The organism is Paenibacillus etheri, from assembly GCF_001012825.1.
GTDB classification, from domain to species: domain Bacteria; phylum Bacillota; class Bacilli; order Paenibacillales; family Paenibacillaceae; genus Paenibacillus_AQ; species Paenibacillus_AQ etheri.
Window position 1 is genome coordinate 78,679 of the sequence record NZ_LCZJ02000065.1, and the last position, 21,685, is coordinate 100,363.

Annotated in this window: 13 protein-coding genes, 1 tRNA gene and 2 riboswitches; of the genes, 7 read left to right on the plus strand and 7 right to left on the minus strand. The window is 45.2% G+C overall.

Annotated features, from left to right (window positions below; translation table 11 throughout):
* The first annotated feature begins 28 nt into the window (after positions 1-28).
* Positions 29-667: a histidine phosphatase family protein gene (locus UQ64_RS28020; protein WP_060626734.1), complete on the plus strand. Its 639-nt coding sequence runs from the start codon at positions 29-31 to the stop codon at positions 665-667.
* A gap of 89 nt (positions 668-756) precedes the next feature.
* Here the strand turns inward: UQ64_RS28020 and UQ64_RS28025 are convergent, their stop codons facing one another.
* Together UQ64_RS28025 and serS are read right to left on the minus strand one after the other, a co-directional pair.
* On the minus strand, positions 757-6,954 hold the full coding sequence (locus UQ64_RS28025; RefSeq protein ID WP_060626735.1) for a 5'-nucleotidase C-terminal domain-containing protein: 6,198 nt from the start codon (positions 6,952-6,954) through the stop codon (positions 757-759).
* Positions 6,955-7,424: 470 nt separating this feature from the next.
* Entirely contained in the window at positions 7,425-8,717 is a 1,293-nt protein-coding gene (serS, locus tag UQ64_RS28030; protein ID WP_060626736.1) for a serine--tRNA ligase, read from the minus strand.
* A gap of 146 nt (positions 8,718-8,863) precedes the next feature.
* Between serS and UQ64_RS31830 the strand changes: the two genes are divergently transcribed.
* Together UQ64_RS31830 and ssuE are read left to right on the plus strand one after the other, a co-directional pair.
* Entirely contained in the window at positions 8,864-9,067 is a 204-nt protein-coding gene (locus UQ64_RS31830) for a hypothetical protein (RefSeq protein WP_209445895.1), read from the plus strand.
* Positions 9,068-9,214: 147 nt separating this feature from the next.
* Entirely contained in the window at positions 9,215-9,763 is a 549-nt protein-coding gene (gene ssuE, locus UQ64_RS28035; RefSeq protein WP_060626737.1) for an NADPH-dependent FMN reductase, read from the plus strand.
* A 161-nt stretch (positions 9,764-9,924) separates the two neighbouring features.
* On the opposite strand, the gene UQ64_RS28040 is transcribed toward ssuE, so the two are convergent.
* From UQ64_RS28040 to UQ64_RS28055, 4 genes are all read right to left on the minus strand, one after another.
* Positions 9,925-10,956 carry a ribonucleotide-diphosphate reductase subunit beta gene (locus UQ64_RS28040; RefSeq protein ID WP_060626738.1) on the minus strand — a complete coding sequence of 344 codons (1,032 nt, stop codon included), beginning with the start codon at positions 10,954-10,956 and terminating at the stop codon, positions 9,925-9,927.
* 247 nt (positions 10,957-11,203) lie between these two features.
* On the minus strand, positions 11,204-13,537 hold the full coding sequence (locus tag UQ64_RS28045; protein WP_042184468.1) for a ribonucleoside-diphosphate reductase subunit alpha: 2,334 nt from the start codon (positions 13,535-13,537) through the stop codon (positions 11,204-11,206).
* Between the two features lie 55 nt (positions 13,538-13,592).
* Positions 13,593-14,108, minus strand: a complete 516-nt coding sequence (nrdG, locus tag UQ64_RS28050) for an anaerobic ribonucleoside-triphosphate reductase activating protein (protein ID WP_060626739.1) — start codon at positions 14,106-14,108, stop codon at positions 13,593-13,595.
* Positions 14,105-16,090: an anaerobic ribonucleoside triphosphate reductase gene (locus UQ64_RS28055; protein ID WP_060626740.1), complete on the minus strand. Its 1,986-nt coding sequence runs from the start codon at positions 16,088-16,090 to the stop codon at positions 14,105-14,107. Before UQ64_RS28055 ends, nrdG begins: the two co-directional genes overlap by 4 nt.
* Positions 16,091-16,307: 217 nt before the next feature.
* A riboswitch (cobalamin riboswitch) is annotated at positions 16,308-16,540 on the minus strand.
* Positions 16,541-16,916: 376 nt separating this feature from the next.
* Between UQ64_RS28055 and UQ64_RS28060 the strand changes: the two genes are divergently transcribed.
* The 3 genes from UQ64_RS28060 (at position 16,917) to UQ64_RS28075 (ending at position 19,227) form a co-directional block, all read left to right on the plus strand.
* On the plus strand, positions 16,917-17,225 hold the full coding sequence (locus UQ64_RS28060) for an MTH1187 family thiamine-binding protein (RefSeq protein WP_060626741.1): 309 nt from the start codon (positions 16,917-16,919) through the stop codon (positions 17,223-17,225).
* Positions 17,226-17,320: 95 nt separating this feature from the next.
* A tRNA-Thr gene (locus tag UQ64_RS28065) sits at positions 17,321-17,392 on the plus strand.
* Between the two features lie 1,061 nt (positions 17,393-18,453).
* A complete protein-coding gene (locus UQ64_RS28075; protein WP_060626743.1) occupies positions 18,454-19,227 on the plus strand; it encodes an alpha/beta fold hydrolase in 774 nt (257 codons plus the stop codon).
* A 228-nt stretch (positions 19,228-19,455) separates the two neighbouring features.
* On the opposite strand, the gene UQ64_RS28080 is transcribed toward UQ64_RS28075, so the two are convergent.
* On the minus strand, positions 19,456-19,848 hold the full coding sequence (locus tag UQ64_RS28080; RefSeq protein WP_060626744.1) for a YhjD family protein: 393 nt from the start codon (positions 19,846-19,848) through the stop codon (positions 19,456-19,458).
* Between the two features lie 493 nt (positions 19,849-20,341).
* Positions 20,342-20,432: riboswitch (cyclic di-GMP riboswitch) on the plus strand.
* A 111-nt stretch (positions 20,433-20,543) separates the two neighbouring features.
* On the opposite strand from UQ64_RS28080, the gene UQ64_RS28085 reads away from it, so the two are divergent.
* A partial coding sequence (locus UQ64_RS28085; RefSeq protein ID WP_209445896.1) for a choice-of-anchor A family protein occupies positions 20,544-21,685 on the plus strand: 1,142 nt, incomplete at its 3' end.

The window sequence follows — 21,685 nt, forward strand, 5'->3', positions numbered from 1 at the left end:
GATTTGGGATTAGGAGGAGAAGCAACGGATGAGTACCACAACGATATATTTAACGCGTCATGGGCAGACAGAATGGAATGTGCAGAATCGTATGCAAGGTCATATGGATTCTGCGCTGACGACGCTTGGCGTGCAACAGGCGGAATGGTTGAGCCAGGGAATGAAGGCTATAAATCTTGATGTCATTTATGCAAGCTCCAGCCTAAGGGCGCTGCGTACAGCTGAGATTATACGCGGAGAGCGGGATGTTCCGCTGAAAGTTTCCGATGCATTCAAAGAAATTGGCATGGGCGTATGGGAAGGTAGAGATTCTGATGAGCTGGCAGCTCAGTATTCGGACCAGCATCGTTATTTCTGGAAGGACCCCGACCAGTTTAAAGTGGAGGGCAGCGAGACCTTCGAAGAGGTACAGACAAGAGCGCTAGAGAAGCTTCAGGAGATTCTCACTGCCCATCAGGGTGAGACAATTCTTATCGTAACGCATACGGTAGTGATCAAGCTCTTGATGGCTTCTTTCGAGAGCAGAGAGTTGCCTAAGCTATGGGATCTGCCTTACATTTATCCAACCTGCTTATCCAGAATTGATTTTACGGATGGCGTGCCGGAGATCCTGTTGCACGGGGATACAAGTCATTATGAAGAAAGTGAAGCTGGGATGGAATCGTAGAGTGTAATATAAAAAAGAGGCGGTTCCTCGAGTGCATTATGCACTTCTAGGAACCGCCTTTTTGTTTTCAGAGCTGGGGGCAGCCTGTATTAGTTGATGAACTGGAGGAATTTCAATGTCTTCTCCAGCATCGTAACGGCTTCAGCACGAGTTGCCAGCTTTTGTGGAGCAAAGGAACCGTCTGTCGCTCCCTGGATGATGCCCGCAGCAGCGATTTCTGCTACTGCTGCTTGGGACCAAGCAGGGATGCTTGCTGCATCAATGAATTTAGCTAGTGCTGTAGGATCGGCATTTAAGGTTTTGCCGGTGTACTTGATGGCTTTAGCTAATACAGAAGCCATTTCCTGACGAGTGATTGGGCTACCTGGCTTAAAGCTGCCATCGGTATAACCAGAAATCAATTCGGCTTCTGCGGCGGTACGAATAGCATCAGCATACCATGCATTTGGATTTACATCCTTAAATGTTGTCTCACCACTTACAGTCGCAAGTCCCAGAGAACGCGTAATTAATGCAGCGAACTCAGCCCGTGTGATCGACTGTGAAGGAGAGAACGTATTGTTGTTTGTTCCACTGACGATCAGTTTGGAAGCTAACAGATTAATGGACGACTTAGCCCAGTGTCCGTTAATATCTCCGAACGTTTTGGAATATTTAACAACGGTGTAATAGCTGTTGCTGTTCCGTTTAATCGTAACATCCGTTGTTCCATCAGCCTTAGGAGCAAATAGCGCAGGGACGAAGGAAATCTTCCCTGTAGCAGGATCGAAGACCACTGCCGTTGCGTTATTTGAATTTAAGGAAGCAGGTACATTGATCGTCCGGTTAACGTAAGTACTGCCAAAGTTGTTCAGCGGTACACGCTTAGTTCCGGCTTGCGCCGAAACACTGAATTCGATTACTGGAGCAGCTAAAGTAGCATTATTAAGTTGTGAAGCGATAGCTTTGTTTGTGCTACTTACTGTTCCCGAATCCGCTAGTAGAATGGATACCGTAATTGTAAAGTCGTTGGTACCTAATTGAGCAGCAAGTGCTGCACTGTTTATAATGCTGAGCGGTAAGGAATAAGAAGCAGCAGCAGTTGTAAAGGTAAGGATAGTATTAGGCTGTGCTGCTGCTTGTTTTACAAGCACACTGCCTGGAAGCACTACTTGAGCGCCGCCTGTAGTAGCTTTAACCGGAATGACCAGCTCGTGGCTACCAATTGCTAGCTCACTGAGTTGCTTGGTCAGATCAGCAGCATTAATCGTTGTTACTTGCGGTTTGGCAATTGGTGCAACAGTTGGTGCTGGTGTTGCAGTTGGAACTGTTGGTGATGTTGGTGATGTTGGTACTGGCGTCGGAGTTGTCTCCGGCAGTGGTTCGCCTTTCAGATCCACAATACGGCCCTCAACAGCGGAAGTTTTCGCAGTGACGGTTTTAACCTCATTAAGATACTTCGTAAATACATCAAAGTCCGGCAGATACAGCAGATTCACGCGACCTTCTTTATAGGCCTTCTCAAGGGAAGTATAGAAATCTCCACCTTTAGCTGTGAAAGCATTAGTAGCTACTACATAGGATGCATTCATATCTAGAGGAATGTATTTGTCCCCGTTCTTCACTTCAATGCGCAATACGCGTTCGTTCACAGGCTTCTTAGAGTCATAATAGAATTTCAACCCTGCAACATGTGGGAAACGTCCGTCTGCTGTTGGAGTTTTGGAAACCCCATTCTCCATCGCATCCTTAATTTCTTGTCCGGTTAAAGTGATCGTAACCAGATCGTTGTTGAATGGAAGTACTCCGAGTACTTCGCCTTGTGTAATTGGTCCTTCATTGATAGATTCGCGAATACCGCCACCGTTTTGCAGGGCGATTACCGCATTAGTGCCAGCTTTCTTGGCTGCATAAAGCATACCGTCGGCAATCAGGTTACCAAGGTTGGTTTCCTTTGTACGAACATCGTTGCGAACGCCATTCAGGATAACCTCTGAGTTACCCACTACCTCATTGGACAGCTCTTTGATGCCTGGCTTAAACTTGGTATCCAGAAGCTTTTTGGCTTCAGTATCCTCTGCGATAGCGTAGTTAGCGCCGTTCTTTGCATCGATGGAGACTAATTGATCTTTCCAATCTGTCAGTACACCATCTTTGTTAAATTTAACTTCAAGTTGACCAAGGAAGAGTCCTTTTTCACCGGTTTGTACAATTAGCTTCGGTGCATTTGGATCGCTCTTATCTACAACGGCTTGATCCAGTTGCGTGTGGCTGTGCCCACCGACAATAATATCAATGCCGTTAACAGCTTTGGCTAGTTTAAGATCTTCTTCATAGCCAAGGTGTGAGAGAACGATAATCTTGTTAACCTTCTCATTTTGCAGCATAGCGACCGTAGCTTCTGCCTTAGCAAAGGCATTCTCAAAAGTCACTTTACCTGGTGAAGCAATGTTGGCAGTATCTTCTGTCGTCAGACCGATGATACCAATCTGTTCGCCGTCTACTTCTTTGATCAGTGCAGGGTAGATGGTTGCTGCATTACCCGACCGACCAATTTCGTTGGTAAACATTTTGCTTAAGATGTCATCCGCAGAGAAATTGACATTGGATGAGACAAATGGAAACTCAGCTTTGCCGATGAATTTGGAAAGAGTTTCAGAATCTTTATCAAATTCATGGTTCCCGAAAGTCATAGCATCATATTTGACCATATTCATAAAGGCCATATCTGCTAGACCCAGATACTTGTTGAAGTAAAGCGTTCCAGAGAACACATCACCCGCATCGAGAAGAATAGGGTTTTCTGTAGTCGCCTTAGCTTCTTTGATTGCCGTTACACGGCGCAAGATGTTATTTGGCGAGCTTACAGTATCTAGTCCTGCATGTGTATCGTTGGTGTGTAGAACGGTTAATGGGAATTCTTCAACAGCATTAAAATCAAGCTGTGCCAAAACCGCATCATGATCGGATACCCGACCTTTCGATGGTGAGAAGTCGGCATTTAGGTGGACGACATCTACTTTGGAGGAAGCCCTTAGATTTTTACTGACAAGAATATGATCCAGTACTTGAGAGTTTCCGTCATAGGTGTACGTATACCGCTCATTTAAAGGCAGCTTATCGATCAAATTGGCTAGCTCTGTGCCTTTTAAGAGGGTTGCAGTTTTAGTGAACTGGAAATCATTCAAATCGCCAAGAGCTACGACGTTGGCTTCAGGATTTGCAGTCAGAACCTCTTTGACAAATCCGTTTACGATTGCCGCGATTTCATGACGTTTTGTTTCACTGGACAATACAGGTGGCTGAATGTTCCCGAAAGGACCATTATCGCCACTTTTTGAATTGAAATGGTTTGCGATTACAATTACGGTTTCTCCACCAAATACAAACTGTGCAGCAAGGGACTTCCGTGAACTTGAAAAAGCAAGATTTGTTGGATCAATTCGTCCAGGGTTATAGGTTAATTGTTTTGCCTCTGCATCGTAGCCGACAGATTGTGTAGCAGTACCCTTTTGCTTATTTACACTGTCTGCAAGCTGTACCCTTGCAGGGTTGTACAGGAATCCTACGCGAATGTTTCCGCCTGGTGCTCCGCCATCCTTATTATTCTCTGGAGCGATGTCTGTGTATTTGTATACAGGACCGCCAGCGGTTTCAATCGCTTTAATTAGTTCGTTTGCACTTGCTTCAGTGATTCCGTTATCGGTTTCACCATTGCTGTCCTGCATTTCGACAACGCCTATAATGTCAGGCTTTTTCATATTGTTGGCGATGGAGTCGGCTAGTTTCTGGATTTTTGTTGCTCCGACACCTGGATAGAAATTCTCAATGTTATACGATGCGATCAACAGCTTGCTCTCATTGACTTCAAGAGTAGTTGTTTCTTGCTTAAAGGTACTTGGAGTAATGGCCGGTAGCTTACCGTTCTCCGGAATGACTTTGAAGTTACCATTGTTGTATCCAATGACCCCTGTAACATCTCCAGCGAACTTATCTCCGGTGATGACTTCTTGACCCGGATTTCCATAAGCAATGATGAGACGCTGAGGATTAAATTGGCTGTACTCTTTGAGAACTAGTCCACCAGCTGGAGTGATGACATCAGCTGTATCGTTCTCTACTCTTGTAGGGATGTTATAGAGCATGGAACTTCCGCTACCACTTGTCCAATAAGGGCTAATAATCGTAGGGGTAGGAAGCTTAACAAGCATACCTTCTAACGATTCATAAAAATCAATGGCATCTTCATTTGGCTCAAAATTAGCCATGTCGTCATTGTCAATTATGGAAGACGGAATGACTCTCCCGCCTTTACCAAGCACGACAGGTGCCGGCACAGTATAACTAGATGAGGAGTCTGCTTTTAGTGAAGTCATAGTAATTTGAGTGGAGGTTAGATTGCTCGCATTTCCTTCGTTATACTCGGAAACGCCTCCACTAACATGCACTAAATTTCCAACTTCAGGTTTAAGGGATGCATCTGTGCTGTAAACGAAAATACCTTCCGATGTGTTCACATTATTGTCCGGCTGAGGGTCCTGCATGAAGAAACCTCTATAAGCGCCAGTTGCGAAAGTGTATCCATATTGGGTAACGATACCTTCTACATTAGTAACTTTCTGACCTGCATACTCAGAAGAATGAGATTCTCCTTGAATATCATGAATACGAGGGAGATCAGAAGCTTTATATGCAAAGGTATATACCTTACTTGTCTTGCCATCTGCTACGACAATTGCTTTGATGGTAAGATCTTTACTAACTGTAATTGGATCTGAATAAAGCTTGCTTGCTGCTGCTGTTGGTTCAGTTCCATCGGTCGTGTAGTAAATCTGTGCTCCAAGGGTAGGACTGGATAGAGTCACAGAGCTTCCTTTAATAATACGACCTGCACCAGGACTGGCCATAACGGAAAAGGTTTCTTCCACCAAAGCGTTTTCGTTAAGTGGAATGAATTGATAAGTCGTATTAAATTGCTCGATAACCCCAGTGATGCTGTCAAAGGTTTTGTCTTTTACCAATTTAGGAAGGGTAGAGAAGATGGTGAATTGCTTGTCACCTTGACTTGCTGTCACCGTGTTTCCATTTAGGCTGACTATGGTGACCTTGTTTAAAGTTACCAGCTGGGCTTCGTAGCTTTCGCCGTTCGCTGCAGACAAGTCGGTTGCTGTAATCAATTTTGGTGCAGGTACTCCAGTATCTGGAGCAACTACAGCGTATTGAAGTTCGTTTTGGAATTTTATTTCTTGCAGGTTGCTGTGGATATCCATCGTGCCACTAACTTCAACGCGATCTCCAACGTTTGCGAACTCTGGGAATCCGTAAAGTACGATCCCACCGGATTGATCCTGAATATACATTTTTGCTGCATTAATGTGCGTTACGATACCTTCTGTTGAAACATTCTGGCCTTTACTAGCAAGGCGTGCTGTTGCGACATCTGTTTTGGCCAGAATCTTGTAATCAAAAGTCGTTACAGGGCTGTCTGGCATATTATGTTCTGAAGCGTACGCTTTAATCGTAGTATTCTCAGTTAAGGTAATTGGCCCTGTGTAAGTCTGGAAATTAGTTGAACCCCCTGATCCATAAACAGCTGCATAGACGGATGCTCCAACCGTTGGAGAACTCAAAGATATCTTTGTGCCCACTGGCCAGGCGTTAACGGCTGGTGAAGCAACTACGGAGCTAGCTGTCTCCGGTGCTTTACCATAGCTGCTGTTGCGTGGACTTGGAGGCCCGGCAACGAAGTCTACGGAATTGTTGTCCGTATCTTGTCCGCGGCTGTCTACGGGAGCCCCGGGTGCAGCCTTGCGGATGGCGGAGGTTGTGCTTGACAAAGCTGGGGCTGCCTTTGTCTCGGCACCGGGGGCCGATCCATAGGCCACGGTATCTATTACTTGACTCGAATTGTCAAGCAGATCAACTTTACCTTCCTTACCTCCCAATCCCAAAGTGCCTATGCTATCTGGAGAAGGCAAGTCTTTGGTTCCGCCAGTACCTGCGGCCTGCTGAATCAGATAATAACCTTTTGCCCGGATGGTCCCATCGATGTAAGCGCTTGCGGAACTGTATTGCACCTTCCAGCCTGTCAGGTCCACATCTGCTTCTGTCGGATTGTACAGCTCAACGAAGTCATTCTTATACTCCGCTCCGTTGTTGCCTCCGCCGCCGTAAACCTGTGAGATCACGATCTTGCTGTTGTCCGGTGCTGCTACAGTAGTGTGAGCCGCCGGTATTACGCTACCGGAAACTACCAACAGTGCAAGCCCTGCCGTCAACCATTTTCGTATCCTGCGAGAGTTAACCATTTCTCTAAATCTACCCCTCTCAAAACAAATGTACAACCTCTTTTGATAGTATCATATGTAATGTTAGATGAAAGGTTGTCTTCCGCAAATATACACTATATTTGTGTAAAATTAAATCAACCTTAGGTAAATTATTTTTAATCTCACATAATAAATGGCGCAATTTTACTTAGATTCATATAATTAAGCAAATAAGATACTGTTTAAGGTAAAATGTCCGTATTATTGTAATTTGTATGTTAATTATATGTTAAGTCTAGTTGTCATATATGTGTCAGTTTTTTTTCTGAAAATTACAATGAAACTATCATTTTGAGACTGTTTATTTTCAAAGCGATAATTTGTGCAAAAAAAAGACAGCGGACTTCGCTGTCTTTAGTCAAAAAGAATGTACACTTTCATCCAATCTATACTTATAATTCTGGTAGAAACGGACGCCGTCCACCTACGGACGGCGCAGCCGGTTCTTGTTATAACTGTTGCTTCGGCAGCTCCAGTCTTTCCCAGCCATCCATATATTTGCGTAGCGCCTGAGGGATGTAGATAGAACCATCCTCTTGCTGGTGATTCTCCAGCAGCGGGATCAGAATTCTTGGCGTCGCCACTGCGGTGTTATTTAAGGTATGGCAGTATTGTAAGCGACCATCCGCATCTCGATAACGGATACCCGAACGACGAGCTTGGAAATCGAGTAGATTAGAAGCCGAATGAGTTTCTCCGAATGCGTCTCTGCTTGGCATCCATGTCTCGATGTCATACTGCTTATGCGTCTTCAGGGACATATCCCCTGTGCAGACGGCCATGACCCGATAGGGGAGCTCTAAGAGCTGGAGAATGTGCTCGGCATTTGCGAGGATCTCGTGTAGTATATGGTCTGACACACCTTCATCATTTCGGCATAAGACGACTTGTTCGATCTTCGAGAACTGATGAACGCGGTACAGACCTCGAACATCTCGTCCGGCGGATCCAACTTCACGGCGGAAGCAGGTCGACATTCCGGCCAGCCGCATGGGTGTGTCTAGCTCCACAATCTCGTCGCTGTAGAGCGAAACTAGCGACACTTCCGATGTGCCTACCAGCCAGCGATTGTCTCCGCTTAGCTCATACGTCTGATCCATCCCACCGGGAAAGAATCCCGTTCGCTCCAACGCTTCAGGGCGGACAATCACAGGAACATCCATGATGGTGAATCCTCGTGCAGTGAGTACATCTAGAGCCAGTCTCTGTACAGCGAGATGTAGCATCAGTCCAGCTCCCTTAAGCACATAGCTGCGGGGACCACCTGCTTTGACGCCACGGGGAATATCTATGATATCATGAAGCTCACCTAGCTCCACATGATCACGAGGTGTAAAACCGAATTCCGGTACCGCTCCGTTTAGCCGCAGTTCTACGTTGTCGTTATCATCGTGGCCGATGGGTGTATCCTGCGACACCGGGTTCGGTGCGAGTAGCATGAGCTCTCTACAGCGGCGTTCAGCCTCGTTCAGATCTGCTTCCAGCAGGTTCAGCTGATTATTGAGTTCCCGTACCTGTGCTTTGACGATCTCACCAGCAGGGCGGTCACCCTTACGTAGTAATTGTTCAACCTCTTTGGTTAGCCCATTACGCTCGGCTCTCATTTGTTCGGTTTCTTGTCGCAGGCTTCGGCGCTTCTCATCCCATTCCAGCAATTCATCCAGTGGGAAGTCGATTCTTTTCCATGTGGCAGTGTTTCTTACAAGTTCCTGATTATCCTTGACCCAGTTCATTTCCAGCATATCGCTCGCTCCTTTTTGTTTAAAAGATAAGAAAGTGTAAGTTTCACACTTCACTTTATCCTTCTATTTCTCGCACAACACTTACCGTCCTTATAAGGACGCCGAAGGTGTTTATGCTTGAAAAAACGCAAAAAACGCCCTCATCCATGGGACGAGGAGCGTCAGCTCGCGGTGCCACCCAGGTTGATCGAATCTCCTTAACAACGGGAAAGATTTCGACCCTCTTTGGTCTTCGCGGTAACGGGCGAAACCCGGTGAACTTAGGGAGTCATTATAGGCTCCGGTCGCAGACGCCTCACGGTTGGATGCCGATCATTGGCCTGATTCTTGGATTTAATATTGTTGCTTAGTATATCGCAAGAGTGGAATGAGTGCAAGCGTTTATGGTTTGACAATAATATCTAATCTGCGATAGGATTAGTATTAATTTAAAGTATTCCTGTCGGGATAAATATTTGCAGTGTGAGCTGCTTAAATGGGATGAAAGAGGTGGAGAAGTGGCTAAAATTGTTGTGATTAACGGAACGCCTTCCTTGGTATCGCGCATCAATGCAGTTATAGAGTATGCGGAGGCAAGCTTAACCAATCAGGGGTTTGAGGTTGAGCGTATTAACGTAGCAGAGCTACCAGCGGAGGATTTGATTCATACCAAGTTTGAGAGCGATTCTATCGTCAAAGCGAATGGCCTTGTAGCCGAGGCGGATGCGGTAATCGTGGTTAGCCCGGTTTATAAAGCCTCTTATACAGGCGTGCTGAAGACCTTCTTGGATCTAGTTCCACAAAAGGGGTTGGCCGGAAAAATCGTACTCCCGCTCTTCATGGGTGGCAGTCTTGCACATCTTCTCACGATTGATTATGCTTTGAAACCTGTGTTGTCTGTACTCGGTGCACGTTACATTCTTGGTGGAGTGTATGCCGTGGATTCTCAGGTGGTTCGTAATGATCACGGAGTGGTTGAGCTTGCTAAGGAGCTGAAGCTGCGTCTGAATGATGCATTAGCTGAGCTGGCAGAAGAAACTACACATCGAGTAGAGCGTAAGTCTTAAGACTAAGCAGCAGGCATTCGTTTCGGATGGATTCATACCAAATATATAAGCGTCTCTTTCATACCTGATACAGGGGGGAGGGACGCTTTTTGCTATAGCAAAGAGGCCACCTCACTGTAAAAGTAGAGAATGGCCTCTTTTTTTTAAAAAATGTTCCAGTCTTACAAATCGTCGAATCCGTTATCGTCGCCAACCTTACCGTAGTTACGGGACTTAGCTTCGAAGAAGTCGGTTTTGGTGGCATTCAGCGCATCATCGGAGAAAGGCTTGATCCAAGGCATGCAGTTAACGTCAACACCTTGGTAAGCTTTTTCCATACCCATCAAAGTCAGACGTTTGTTCGCTGTATATTTGATGTAGTCACTAAGCTCGTTAAGATCAATACCGCGGACGTTAGTAAGTGTGTAGTAAGCCCAGTTGGTTTCAAGTTCTACCGCGCGGTCGATCGTACGGTATACGTAGTCTATGTTCTCTTTAGTGTTCAACTCAGGGAAATCTACGAGCAACTGCTTAAATACTTCTGCGAAGAAATAGCAGTGCTGATTCTCGTCACGTTGGATATAGGAGATCATCTGGCTGGTTGCCATCATCTTCTGGTCACGGGCCAGATTGTAGAAGAAGGCAAAGGTGCTGTAGAAGAAAATCCCTTCCAAGATGAGATCCGCTACCAACGCGTGGAAAAAGGTTTGTTTCGATGGATTATCACGGAACTCTTGATAAATATCGGAGATAAACTGGTTGCGCTCCAGCAGAACCGGATCCTTCTTCCAATATTCAAAAATCTCTTTCTGTTCACTATCCGACACGATAGAGGACAGAACATAGGAGTAGGATTGGTTATGAACTACTTCTTGTTGCCCGATAATGGCAGAAATTGCTTCTAGTGAGGAGTCAGTAAAGTAACGCTTCACGTCGCCGACAAACATCGTCTGCATCGAATCTAGCACGGCGAGCAGGGAGATATTGATCTTAAATACGCGTTGCTCCTCTGCATCGAGCATAGGGAATTGTTGCGCATCTTTGGACATTGGGATTTCATCCGCGATCCAGTGATTAAGCAGCAGTACCTTGTACAGCTTGTACATATGTGGCATGCGAATATCGTTCCAGTTCAGAATACCTGAGCATTCACCGTCGATAATGCGTGTGGATTGGTTGGGTGCTTCAGTGTTGAAAATCTTTTGTAATTGCATTTATTTTCCCTCCATTTTTTTACGCGGGTAATCTTTCTTTGGTGTCTTGTTCATAGAAAGACGGTGATAAAGTAACGGAGTGGAAGTTTGGAGCTGTAGGAGCGACAGCGACCGCCTTTGTCATCGGATGTCATCCGCTAATAGCGGTAAAGATCAAGACATCTGATGACAACAGCGGCCGGAAGCCCAAACATTCCTCGCAGTTACGAAATTCATCATCGTTTTTCTATTCAGGGCACTAAGATAATTAGCTAGCGCAAGAATCACACTCTTCTATTGTCAAAGCACGACTACGCACATAATAAGTTGATTTCAATCCGCCCTTCCAGGCGTTCAGATGCAGCTCAAGGAACTCGGTAGCCTTGATGTCAGGACGAACATACAGGTTGAAGCTTTGGCCTTGATCGACGTGACGCTGACGAGCAGAAGCCATGCGGATCGACCAGTTTTGGTCAATCGTAAATGCAGTTTTATAGTACCAGATCGTCTTGTCGGACAGATCAGGTGCTGGGTTAGCGATCTTGTAAGTAGTTTTCTCTTCATAGGAAAGCAGTTCATACAAAGGATCAATGCTGGCTGTGGAGCCGGCAATAATCGATGTGGAGCCGTTCGGTGCAATCGCGAACATCCATGCGTTACGAACACCGTCTTTAGCCACTTCTTCTTGAAGCTCACGCCATTGTTCAGTCGTTACATATTTACCTTCTTGTTCACCGCTAACGTAGCCCCGTGAAGTAAAGTATGCACCCGTTTCCCAATCGGAACCGGCAAACTTCGGATAACGACCCTTTTCACGAGCAAGCTCCATGCTTGAACGTACCAACAGGTAGTTGATGTGTTCATACAAATGATTGTTATATTCTACGGCTTCATCGGATTCCCAACGAATGCCCTTAAGTGCCAATAGATGATGCAAGCCGAATGTGCCGAGACCCACTGCGCGGTACTGGCTGTTCGTGTATTGTGCTTGCAGAACTTCAATATTATTAATGTCGATTACGTTGTCCAGCATACGTACTTGGATAGGTACTAGTCTTTCCAGCACGCCAGCTGGAATCGCACGTGCCAAGTGAATTGAATTCAGGTTGCAGACTACGAAATCGCCAGGAATTTTGGAGATCACAATCCGGGTCTTGCCATCTTTGGTTACTAATTCTTCCTGTTCAATAACGGTAGCGGATTGATTCTGCATAATTTCCGTGCACAGGTTGGAAGAGAAGACCATACCTTGGTGACGGTTCGGGTTCGTCCGGTTAACCGTATCACGGTAGAACATATACGGAGTACCTGTTTCGAGCTGTGATTTCATAATCCGTTTCATGATGTCGATCGCAGGAACGGTAATCCGGGACAATTCCAGATTGGCTGTAGCTTCAGCATATTTTTCACGGAAAGTGCCTTTACCAAGCTCTTCATCGTAGAAGTCTTCCAGCCCAAGCGGACGACCATTCTCATCCGTCCAGCCCATAACCTTCTTCACTTCATGAGGGCAGAAGAGGTTCCAGTGGCTGCGTGATTCAACGGCTTCCATGAACAAGTCCGGCAGGGTTACACCATGGAATACGTCATGTGCACGCATACGCTCGTCACCATTATTTAGCTTAAGATCGAGGAAAGCGAGAATATCTTTATGGAATACATCAAGGTAGACAGCGACAGCGCCTTTACGTGTACCAAGCTGATCTACGCTGACTGCTGTATTGTTCAATTGGCGAATCCAAGGGATTACGCCGGAGCTAGTGTTCTTGTGGCCGCGGATATCCGAACCACGTGCCCGTACTTTACCAAGGTAGACGCCGATGCCGCCGCCCATTTTGCTAAGACGTGCTACGTCTGTATTGGAATCAAAGATGCCCTCAAGGGAATCATCTACCGTATCGATGAAGCAGCTGGAGAGCTGTCCAGCGACCTTTTTGCCAGCGTTGGACATTGTAGGTGTAGCGGCTGTCATGTAGATGTTGCTCATCGCCCAGTAAGCTTCTTTTACAAGCTCAAGACGTTTCTCAGCTGGCTCACGGTGCATGAGATACATGGCAATAATCATGTAGCGTTCTTGTGGAAGCTCCATTACACGACCGTCAAAATCATGCGCTAAATAGCGGTCAGATAGCGTGAGCAAACCAATGTAATCGAATAGAAGGTCGCGCGTATAATCGATACATCCGCCTAACTCGATGATTTGTTCTTTAGTGTAGTGAGACAGAAGTTCTTCACGGTAGATTCCTTTTTTTACGAGATCCGTAATTAGTGGGTACAACTCACCGTAAGGCTCTTCTGGATAAGCTTTATAGCGGCGATGAACGGCTGCTTTTTTATAAAGGGTAGTCAGAAGGGCACGGGCAGCTGCAAACTTCCAAGTAGGCTCTTCTTTTGTTACAAGCTCTAGAGCACTCATAGTGAAGGCGTTGCTGATTTCTTCTCCGCTTACGGAGTCACGGCGCAATTTGGAAATTACTCCTCGCAGCAAAGTTTCTTTATTTAGTTGATCAAGACCTTCCAAGATACGGTCGGCGTAGACGGAAAGGCGCTTTTCATCAAAAGCCAGTTGGCGATTGTCTGGTTTTACTACGAATTGTGGCATAGTTATTTCATCCCTTCTCATTTCGGGTTAATTTTGAATATCAAAAATTGATATATTATAGCGCAGTAGGCTGCCACAGAAAGACCTCCGAGCCGTTCATACTGGCCGGAATGTCGATTATGCGTTGGTTAGAGCTCCCTCGGTAAGGAAGTGTAGTATCTTTTAGTTCTTCTATAAATCGTCCATCTATTAACACCTGACACTGCGTAAGTAGATTCCACTCCGGCGAACCGGGAAGGGCGATTAGTTCCTCATACGTATAACCACTGTAAATCCAGATGTTAAAGCCTGGGAGCACGGCGCGAAGCTCATGAAGGAACCCCAGAACCTCTTCAGCCGAGAAAAATGGATCACCACCAGCCAGTGTTAAACCATCAAGCAGTGGATTAGCGGCAATTTCTGCAATGATTTCGTGTTGACGTTCCAGGGTGAAGACTTCACCGTACTTAAAGTTCCACGTCTCGGGATTAAAACATCCTGGGCAACGATGGCGGCAGCCGCTAAGGAAGAGGACGGCCCGCATGCCCTCTCCCTCGTTGATCGACTCCGGATAGTAACCACAAATATTCATAGATGCTTAACGCGATCCCGTACTTCGGCTTGTTTGGCGGCATTGAAGCGGGTCTGATAGTCGCCAGTTAAATAACCTGTAACTCTGCGCAAACGACGGATGTGCACGTCATTCTCATGTGCGTCGCAGGAAGGACAGTTTGTCCCAATTACACCTTCGTATCCGCAGCTGGAACAGCGGTCAATCGGATGGTTAATGCTGAAGTAGCTGACCTGTTGTTCTAGCGCATATTTAATGATTTTGGTAAAAGCGGATGGATTGCTGCGGGCATTGCCGTTTAATTCGACATAAGAAATAGCCCCGGCATTGCAGTGTTCATGGAAAGGAGCTTCCAAGCTGATCTTCTGAGCAGCACCTAGATCGTAGTATACAGGGATGTGGAAAGAGTTCGTATAATACTCACGGTCAGTTACACCCGGAATAGAACCCAGTACCTTGCGATCAATCTTGGTGAATTTGCCGGACAAGCCTTCTGCTGGTGTCGCGAACAAGGTAATGTTGAGATTCAGTTCCTCACTTTTAAGGTCGCAATACTCCCGCATGTGACGCACGATAGCTACAGCCTTGGCATGGACTTCCATATCCTCGCCATGGTGTTTGCCGTACATGGCTTTCATGCATTCCGCCATACCGATGAAGCCAAGCGACAGACTACCATGCTTCAGCAGTTCGCCTACAGAGTCTTCAGAAGCGAGATTTTCGCCGCCTTCCCAGACGCCTTCTCGCATCATGAAATCGGACGCTTTAGCTTTTTGTGCGGCTTGGATGTTGAAACGATGAAGAAGTCCTTCTAGCGCAATATCCATATAATGATTTAGATCTTCATAGAAGCCGGCTTCGTCTGCGACGGTACGTCGGCCGGTTACTGTGCCATGTGCCAGACCGAGCCGAACCAGATTCAGTGTATTAAAGGAAAGGTTGCCCTTCCCGGAGCAATGATTACGCCCAAAACGGTCACCGAGCACACGGGTGCGGCAGCCCATTGTAGCAAATTCCGTATCAGGATCACTTGGATCATAATACTGCAAGTTGAGCGGAGCGTCCAGATTAGCGAAGTTCGGATATAGTCTGCGTGCAGAACATTCCGCCGCTTTTAGGAACAACTCATAGTTAGGATCGCCTTGCTGTTGGTTGATTCCTTGCTTACATTTGAAGATTTGAATCGGGAACACGGGTGTTTCTCCGCTGCCAAGTCCGTTCATAGTTGCTGTTAGCAGGGAACTGATCACAAGCTGACCTTCTGGTGAAGTACAAGTACCATAATTGATGCTGGTAAACGGGATTTGCCCACCGGATCGGCTGGACATGGTATTCAGATTATGTACCATACTTTCCGACGCTTGCAGGGTTTCAATTTGGGTCTCTTTTAGTGCAAAATGGAACGCTTTCGGATATAACTCCGCCAGATCGGTTCGGCTCATCGTAATCTCGCCCAAAGATTCATCAGCTTGTCCTTCTTCAAAATAATCGAGACCCTTGCGGAATAGCTTAGCGAAGGATTTGGTTACATAAGGGGCTAGATCATAGTCGAGCTTATTGGCGGATACACCGCCATATTGCGCATTTTGCTGGGATTGAAAAATGATTGCTACCAGTGACATAGCTGTCATTATGGAGTTCGGAGGACGAACACTGCCGTTGCCGGTGTTGAAGCCTTCGCGGAGAAGTTTATCAAACGGGATAAAAATGCAGTTGGTCGTTCCGATTGCGTATTGATCCAGATCATGCACATAGACGACATTGTCATCAATGGCTTGCACTAGCTGCGGCGGCATCGTAAAGTTGCGGGCGTACCATTTTGAATATTCACTGCCGAACTTGCTCATTTTACCGGAGAAACTCTCCCCGTTCAAATTAGCATTCTCGCGCAGCAAGTCCAAATCCCGGCTGTCGATAATATCGCGTCCTAAATCAATGAGCTCTTCTAAAAGAACTTCTCGTGCATTTGTTGTACCGTTAAATTGTCTCTCCAACAACGTCATTGTATAGCTCTCCTCTCAGTCTATCGTCCTATCATTAAGAAGCCCGACCGCATAAGCGGCCGTATATTCATTGTGATCTCATAAAAAAAGCATCCCCTAGCGAGGATGGCTGAAAATGCCCGATGCGTTATGTAAATATCCACACAGATATTTGCAGTGGTCTCTAAGAAGATGACCGCATGCGGACACCGTTCCTGTTCCTCGCAGGCACTCATAGTTGGTGTCGTCGAAACAGGCAGGTCTCCTGGCTTCCGTAAGACCTCTCAGCACCTTCCCAAGGGGGTCTTACCCCTCAGTGGCTTTTGCCAGGAGATCTGTCCATCTTAAGCTCTAAAAGCTTATGAAGGGCATCCGGTTACAGTGGCGGGACCGCAGCGGATTTTCACCGTACTTCCCTATTAAGCTCTAATTCCGATAAAGGATCAAAGCGCCTGTCTCCACTATATTTTGTTGTCGTTAGATAAAAATAACCCAAGATGTTGTGTTTGTAAACAATTTTTTAGAAAACCCGCGCGGGGAGCGGGTTCTTCAAAAGTACTCCACAAATGATCCACAGGCTGTCCATAAGTAATCCACAATTGATCCACAGGCACATGTAAAATGATTCATAAATTGTCCGAAAAGATGCCACAAAGAGTCCATAAATGTAGTGCAGATGACCCTAGAATTCACGTAAGAAAAAATACCCGTGGCGAAAGTCATATTTCGGAGAACTTGGGGGAAAAGAAGAAGGGGCATAATTAGGCTGGCATCGTTTGTGGGAGAGCGGTAGAGTTTGTTACAATAGAAGGAGACACATACATTGAAATTTCGAGGAGGTATTCTCATGCCTATTGCTGAAGTTACAGTTATTCCAATTGGAACAGGCAGTACCAGTCTTAGCAGCTATGTTGCGGATATGCAGCGAGTGCTGAAGACAGTAGAAGGGATTACTTATGAGCTTACATCCATGGGTACAATCATTGAAGGGCCTCTTCAGCGTATTTTTGCAGCCGTCGAAGCGCTGCATGAGTCTCCTTTTACCGCAGGTGCAGAGCGTGTCTCTACCTCACTTAAAATAGATGACCGCCGCGATAAGCCCTCCACTAGCCGTGGAAAGCTGGAGTCTGTGGAGCGTAAACTACAGGTGGAATAGTAGTTCGGGACAGTGGGAAATAGGGAAAAAATAGGCTTGCGTTTCTGACTGAAAGTTGTATAATGTTTTTTGTTTGACAGAAAAATCAGTCTTAAGCTGGTGTAGCTCAGGGGTAGAGCAACGCACTCGTAATGCGTAGGCCGGGGGTTCAATTCCCTTCACCAGCATCTTAATAATTTAATCACAGCGCGACTTCCGAAGTTTTTTGGAAGTCGCTATTTTTTTGTTTTTTCTGATTTTTCTTCCCATTAGTTGTATATGGTGGTATTTGGTAACGAAGTTGCTAAACACAGGTCTTCGTAGAAACTTCGTTATACAACAACGTAAATTTTACAGTAAGTTAATTTTTCCTGTTTAAGTCTTTCCAAATAGGAGACCATAATTTTTAAAGAATATCGAAATGAAAAGAACCGAGTTAACTATGTTAATAAGTCGGCTGATAAAGAGCGATAATACTAGTTGCTGCCCAAAGTAATATTAGAATAGTACTTTGAAAACAAAGGGTGACACAGCTATCGTCTCACTAGATCAATCACTTAAGATTAGTTACGATTACCTCAATAAGATTGACCGATACAATCTTTTGGCGTAGGCACGCGAAATTTCATGACACTAAAAAAATCAATGGAAAATGGATGATTTATCGTGAATGGTACTTGGACCCTCTTGACGAAAATCCGAATAAAATTGCCGAAACTATTATGGTCGCAGGATATCAAAAAGGTTCCTTTTTTGGGCCTCAGCGCAGGGATATGTAGTTCTATACTTGTCCAATATTTTTTAATAGGGATACCTGGATTGGGTTATATTGGCGCAGCAGCAGGAATTATGTCCATGGAAAAATATCTTCAGCTTGGAACATCAGAGCTCTAGACATAAAAAAGGATGAATTTATCAAGATAATTCCTTTAGTGCTCATGGATATAGTTGCTATATTTAGCACAATGGGTTTAGTACATCAATTTACACGTTCTTTTCAAGGAACCTTGCCAGATATAACGAAGTTTCTAACGGGTGCATGTTTATTTTTTCTGATTTCAGGCGTTTATATATTTTTTCGGTGCACGTCATTTCCTACCGATTTGGAGACGAGATCGCCTGTAAACAATCAAAAGTGAAAATGTTCCGGTTTATTTTATGGAGTACTTTCCTTCAATCTGGACACTCTATATCATAATTGTGCAGAAAACCAACTTATGAATGATTTGACATGGAGTGTGACGATAAAATGACTTCTGCTAACATCAATGGATACTCGATGCACTATATCGACCGTGGAAAAGGAACAGCCATCCTCTTTATTCATCCACCGGTACTTACAAGCTTGAATTTCATATACCAAATCCAAGAGCTGTCGTCTCATTTTCGAACGATTGCTTTTGACATCAGAGGACACGGCAAGAGTCAGCCTTCCAAACTAGCGGTTACTTATCCTTTAATCGTTGAGGATATCAGACAGTTGATAGACCAGTTAAGCATCAAAAAAATATTCTTGTGCGGATATTCTACTGGGGGTTCGGTTGTGCTTGAGTTTCTCTTGACTCATCCCGATCGGGCGTATGGAGGTATCGTCATCGGCGGAATGTCGGAAGTGAACGAGACGCGCCTAAGAAACAAAATATCTTTGGCTGCTGCTTTCGCCAAAATCGGAGCAGTCGGCACGATCGCGTTTTCCAATGCCTGGACGCAAGCTAAAAATGTTTCTTTGTTCCGTAAGTTATTTAATGATGCGAAAAAAGGGAATGCCAGAAATGCCGAACAGTATTACCGGTACAGCTTGAAGTATAATTGTACCTCTCAACTCCGGGAAATTCATCTTCCCGTCCTGCTCGTTTATGGGGAAAAAGACAAGCACTTCCATCCTTACGCCAAAATGTTGCATCAACATTTGCCGATGAGTGAGCTGGTTTTCATTAAAAAAGTTGATCATCGGATTCCAACAAAAGCTCCCGGACCATTGAACGAACGGATCAAGCAGTTCGTAAGCCGCTTTAGCAATTGACCACCTTGTGGGAGCATCCGGATCTAGCCTAAGCGATGAATTGAAGTTTTTTAATGTAATTTTCATGTCAGCATCATCTTATTTTCAGGTTCGAGGTATATATTGAAGACACCAAACACCCCCCAGTGTTTTGTGGTATAAATCTCTCAGGTCTTGCCAACTCCTATGGTAAGGCCTATTTTTTTGTTCACTAATTGAATGGGGGAGGGGCGTAGCTTCTACGCAGCTTTACTTAATCTGATATTGCTCTTCATAGCTCTTAAAGGATGAAATATCCAGCCCGAGATATCTGCGCATATGAATGGCAGCTTGGGAAGCAACGATGTCGTTTAACAGCAGCATTCGTTCATGGTATCCACGACATATAAATCTGGCTTCTATCCCCGTGTTAAGTCTGTTCTGCTCATATACCTTGATTCCCCGTCTTCTCATCTCCGAACGAACATCTCTTAGATCTATTGTGGCAACTGCCGCGGCGGTTCCAAGAACCTCCAGATAGGGGGCGGGCGTTCGTAAATGTGTAGATAGAATAGCGGAGTCCCGTTCGAAAGCTGATAAAATCATCGGAAGCAATAAATAAGATTTCACCAGCATGTTGTCCCTGCTTTCTGCTCTATGCATGAATCTCATCACCTCTAATGGGAACGTATATTCGTATTCTACCCCGATATCCCAAAAATAATCAATGGTATTTCTAAACAGCAAGTCCGATGTGATTAAATTCACAACTAAATCAGAAAGAATAAAATATATTAAAATTGCAATAATAAAAATTAATGCTTCAGACTTATATAAAGGGTGAATTAGGATGAAAGAGGAAGGAAGTCTCTGCCGTGGAATGGTATTTGGTTTGATTCTAAGTATTCCATTATGGATATCGATATTAGGCTATATACAGTTACTTTAAAATTGAAGAAAAACCGTTGTGTGAAGCGCCTTTAGGCGCTTTTTTTTGTGGCTGCTAAACATGTTTAATTATCAAAAGGAATTGATTGACAATTGTGGGGATGGAACGCTAAACTATTATTAGTTCAAAAGTATTAAAAGTCATAGACTATTATTTAATAGGATGCTTTAAATGCTAGTTCTAATCTGCAAGGCAATACATATATTATCATGATAATAGCAAACCGCCCGAAAGGGTGGGACGCAAAGTCAAGGAGTCTAAAGTGTCTTAAAGGCGCTATGACCGTCCGACTGCCATGAGAAGGGATTTCTACTTCTTTTTTGGCGGTCTTTTTTTGTTGGTAGGTTCCTTAGAGTTTCTGGTAATTATTCTGATTAAATATAAATCATAGATTTAGGAGGTGTGCTTTTTGAAAAGAAGAATGAAACCGCTGCTTGCACTAGTATTAGCGGGGATATTGACGGTAGGTAGTGGGCTTTACTCTTTGGGAGCCGGGACTGTTAATGCTAGTTCTACTACACTCGGGATTGCAGGAAACTACAATGTGTTTGTCCTAGGGGATGTTACAACCTTCTCGGATACGGAGGGAAGGTTTGCTGCTGGAGGTAATGTTACTTTAACCAACTACAGCGTTGGTGATAGGCTAAGTGCTGCTGAGGTCTCCTTCACTGACACACTTGTTGTTGGAGGAAATCTTACTTTCAACAATGGCTCTGTTTACGGGAATATCGTGCACGGGGGAAGTTTTGCAGGTAATGTAACGATTAATAGCGGGGGAACAAGAACTTCGGGAAATCCGATTGACTTTGCGGCCGTAGGCCAGTCTTTGAAGGATAAATCAGCTGAACTTGCAGCAATACAAGCCAATGGAACAACAAAGTATGAATATGGCGGTCTTACATTGACAGGTACAGACCCTGTGGTCAATGTTTTTAATGTTTTAGGAGATAACGTCTCTACTAATCACGGATTCACAATTAATGTTCCTTCTGGATCTACTGCAATTATTAATATTGATGGTTCTAGCGTACAAATGAAAAATTTTGCATTCCTGCCTAATGGCGTATTGAACAGCAAGAAAATTTTGTTTAACTTTAGTCAAGCCACATATCTTGATATGGCAGGAATAAACGTAATGGGAAGTGTCCTTGCTCCCTACGCTGATGTTGATTTTATTAATGGTCAGATTAACGGAACATTGGTGGCGGCTTCGCTCACAGGTACTGGTGGTGGCGAATTTCACCACCATCCATACGATGGTGATGATCCAGGAACGACGCCAACACCGACGCCGACCGTGACGCCAACACCGACACCAACCGTGACGCCAACACCGACGACGACCGTGACGCCGACACCAACGCCGACCGTGGCGCCAACACCGACGCCGACCGTGACGCCAACACCGACGCCGACCGTGACGCCAACACCGACGCCGACCGTGACACCAACACCGACGCCGTGCGTGACACCGACACCAACGCCGATCGTGACATCAACACCAACGCCGATCGTGACACCAACACCAACGCCGATCGTGACACCGTCACC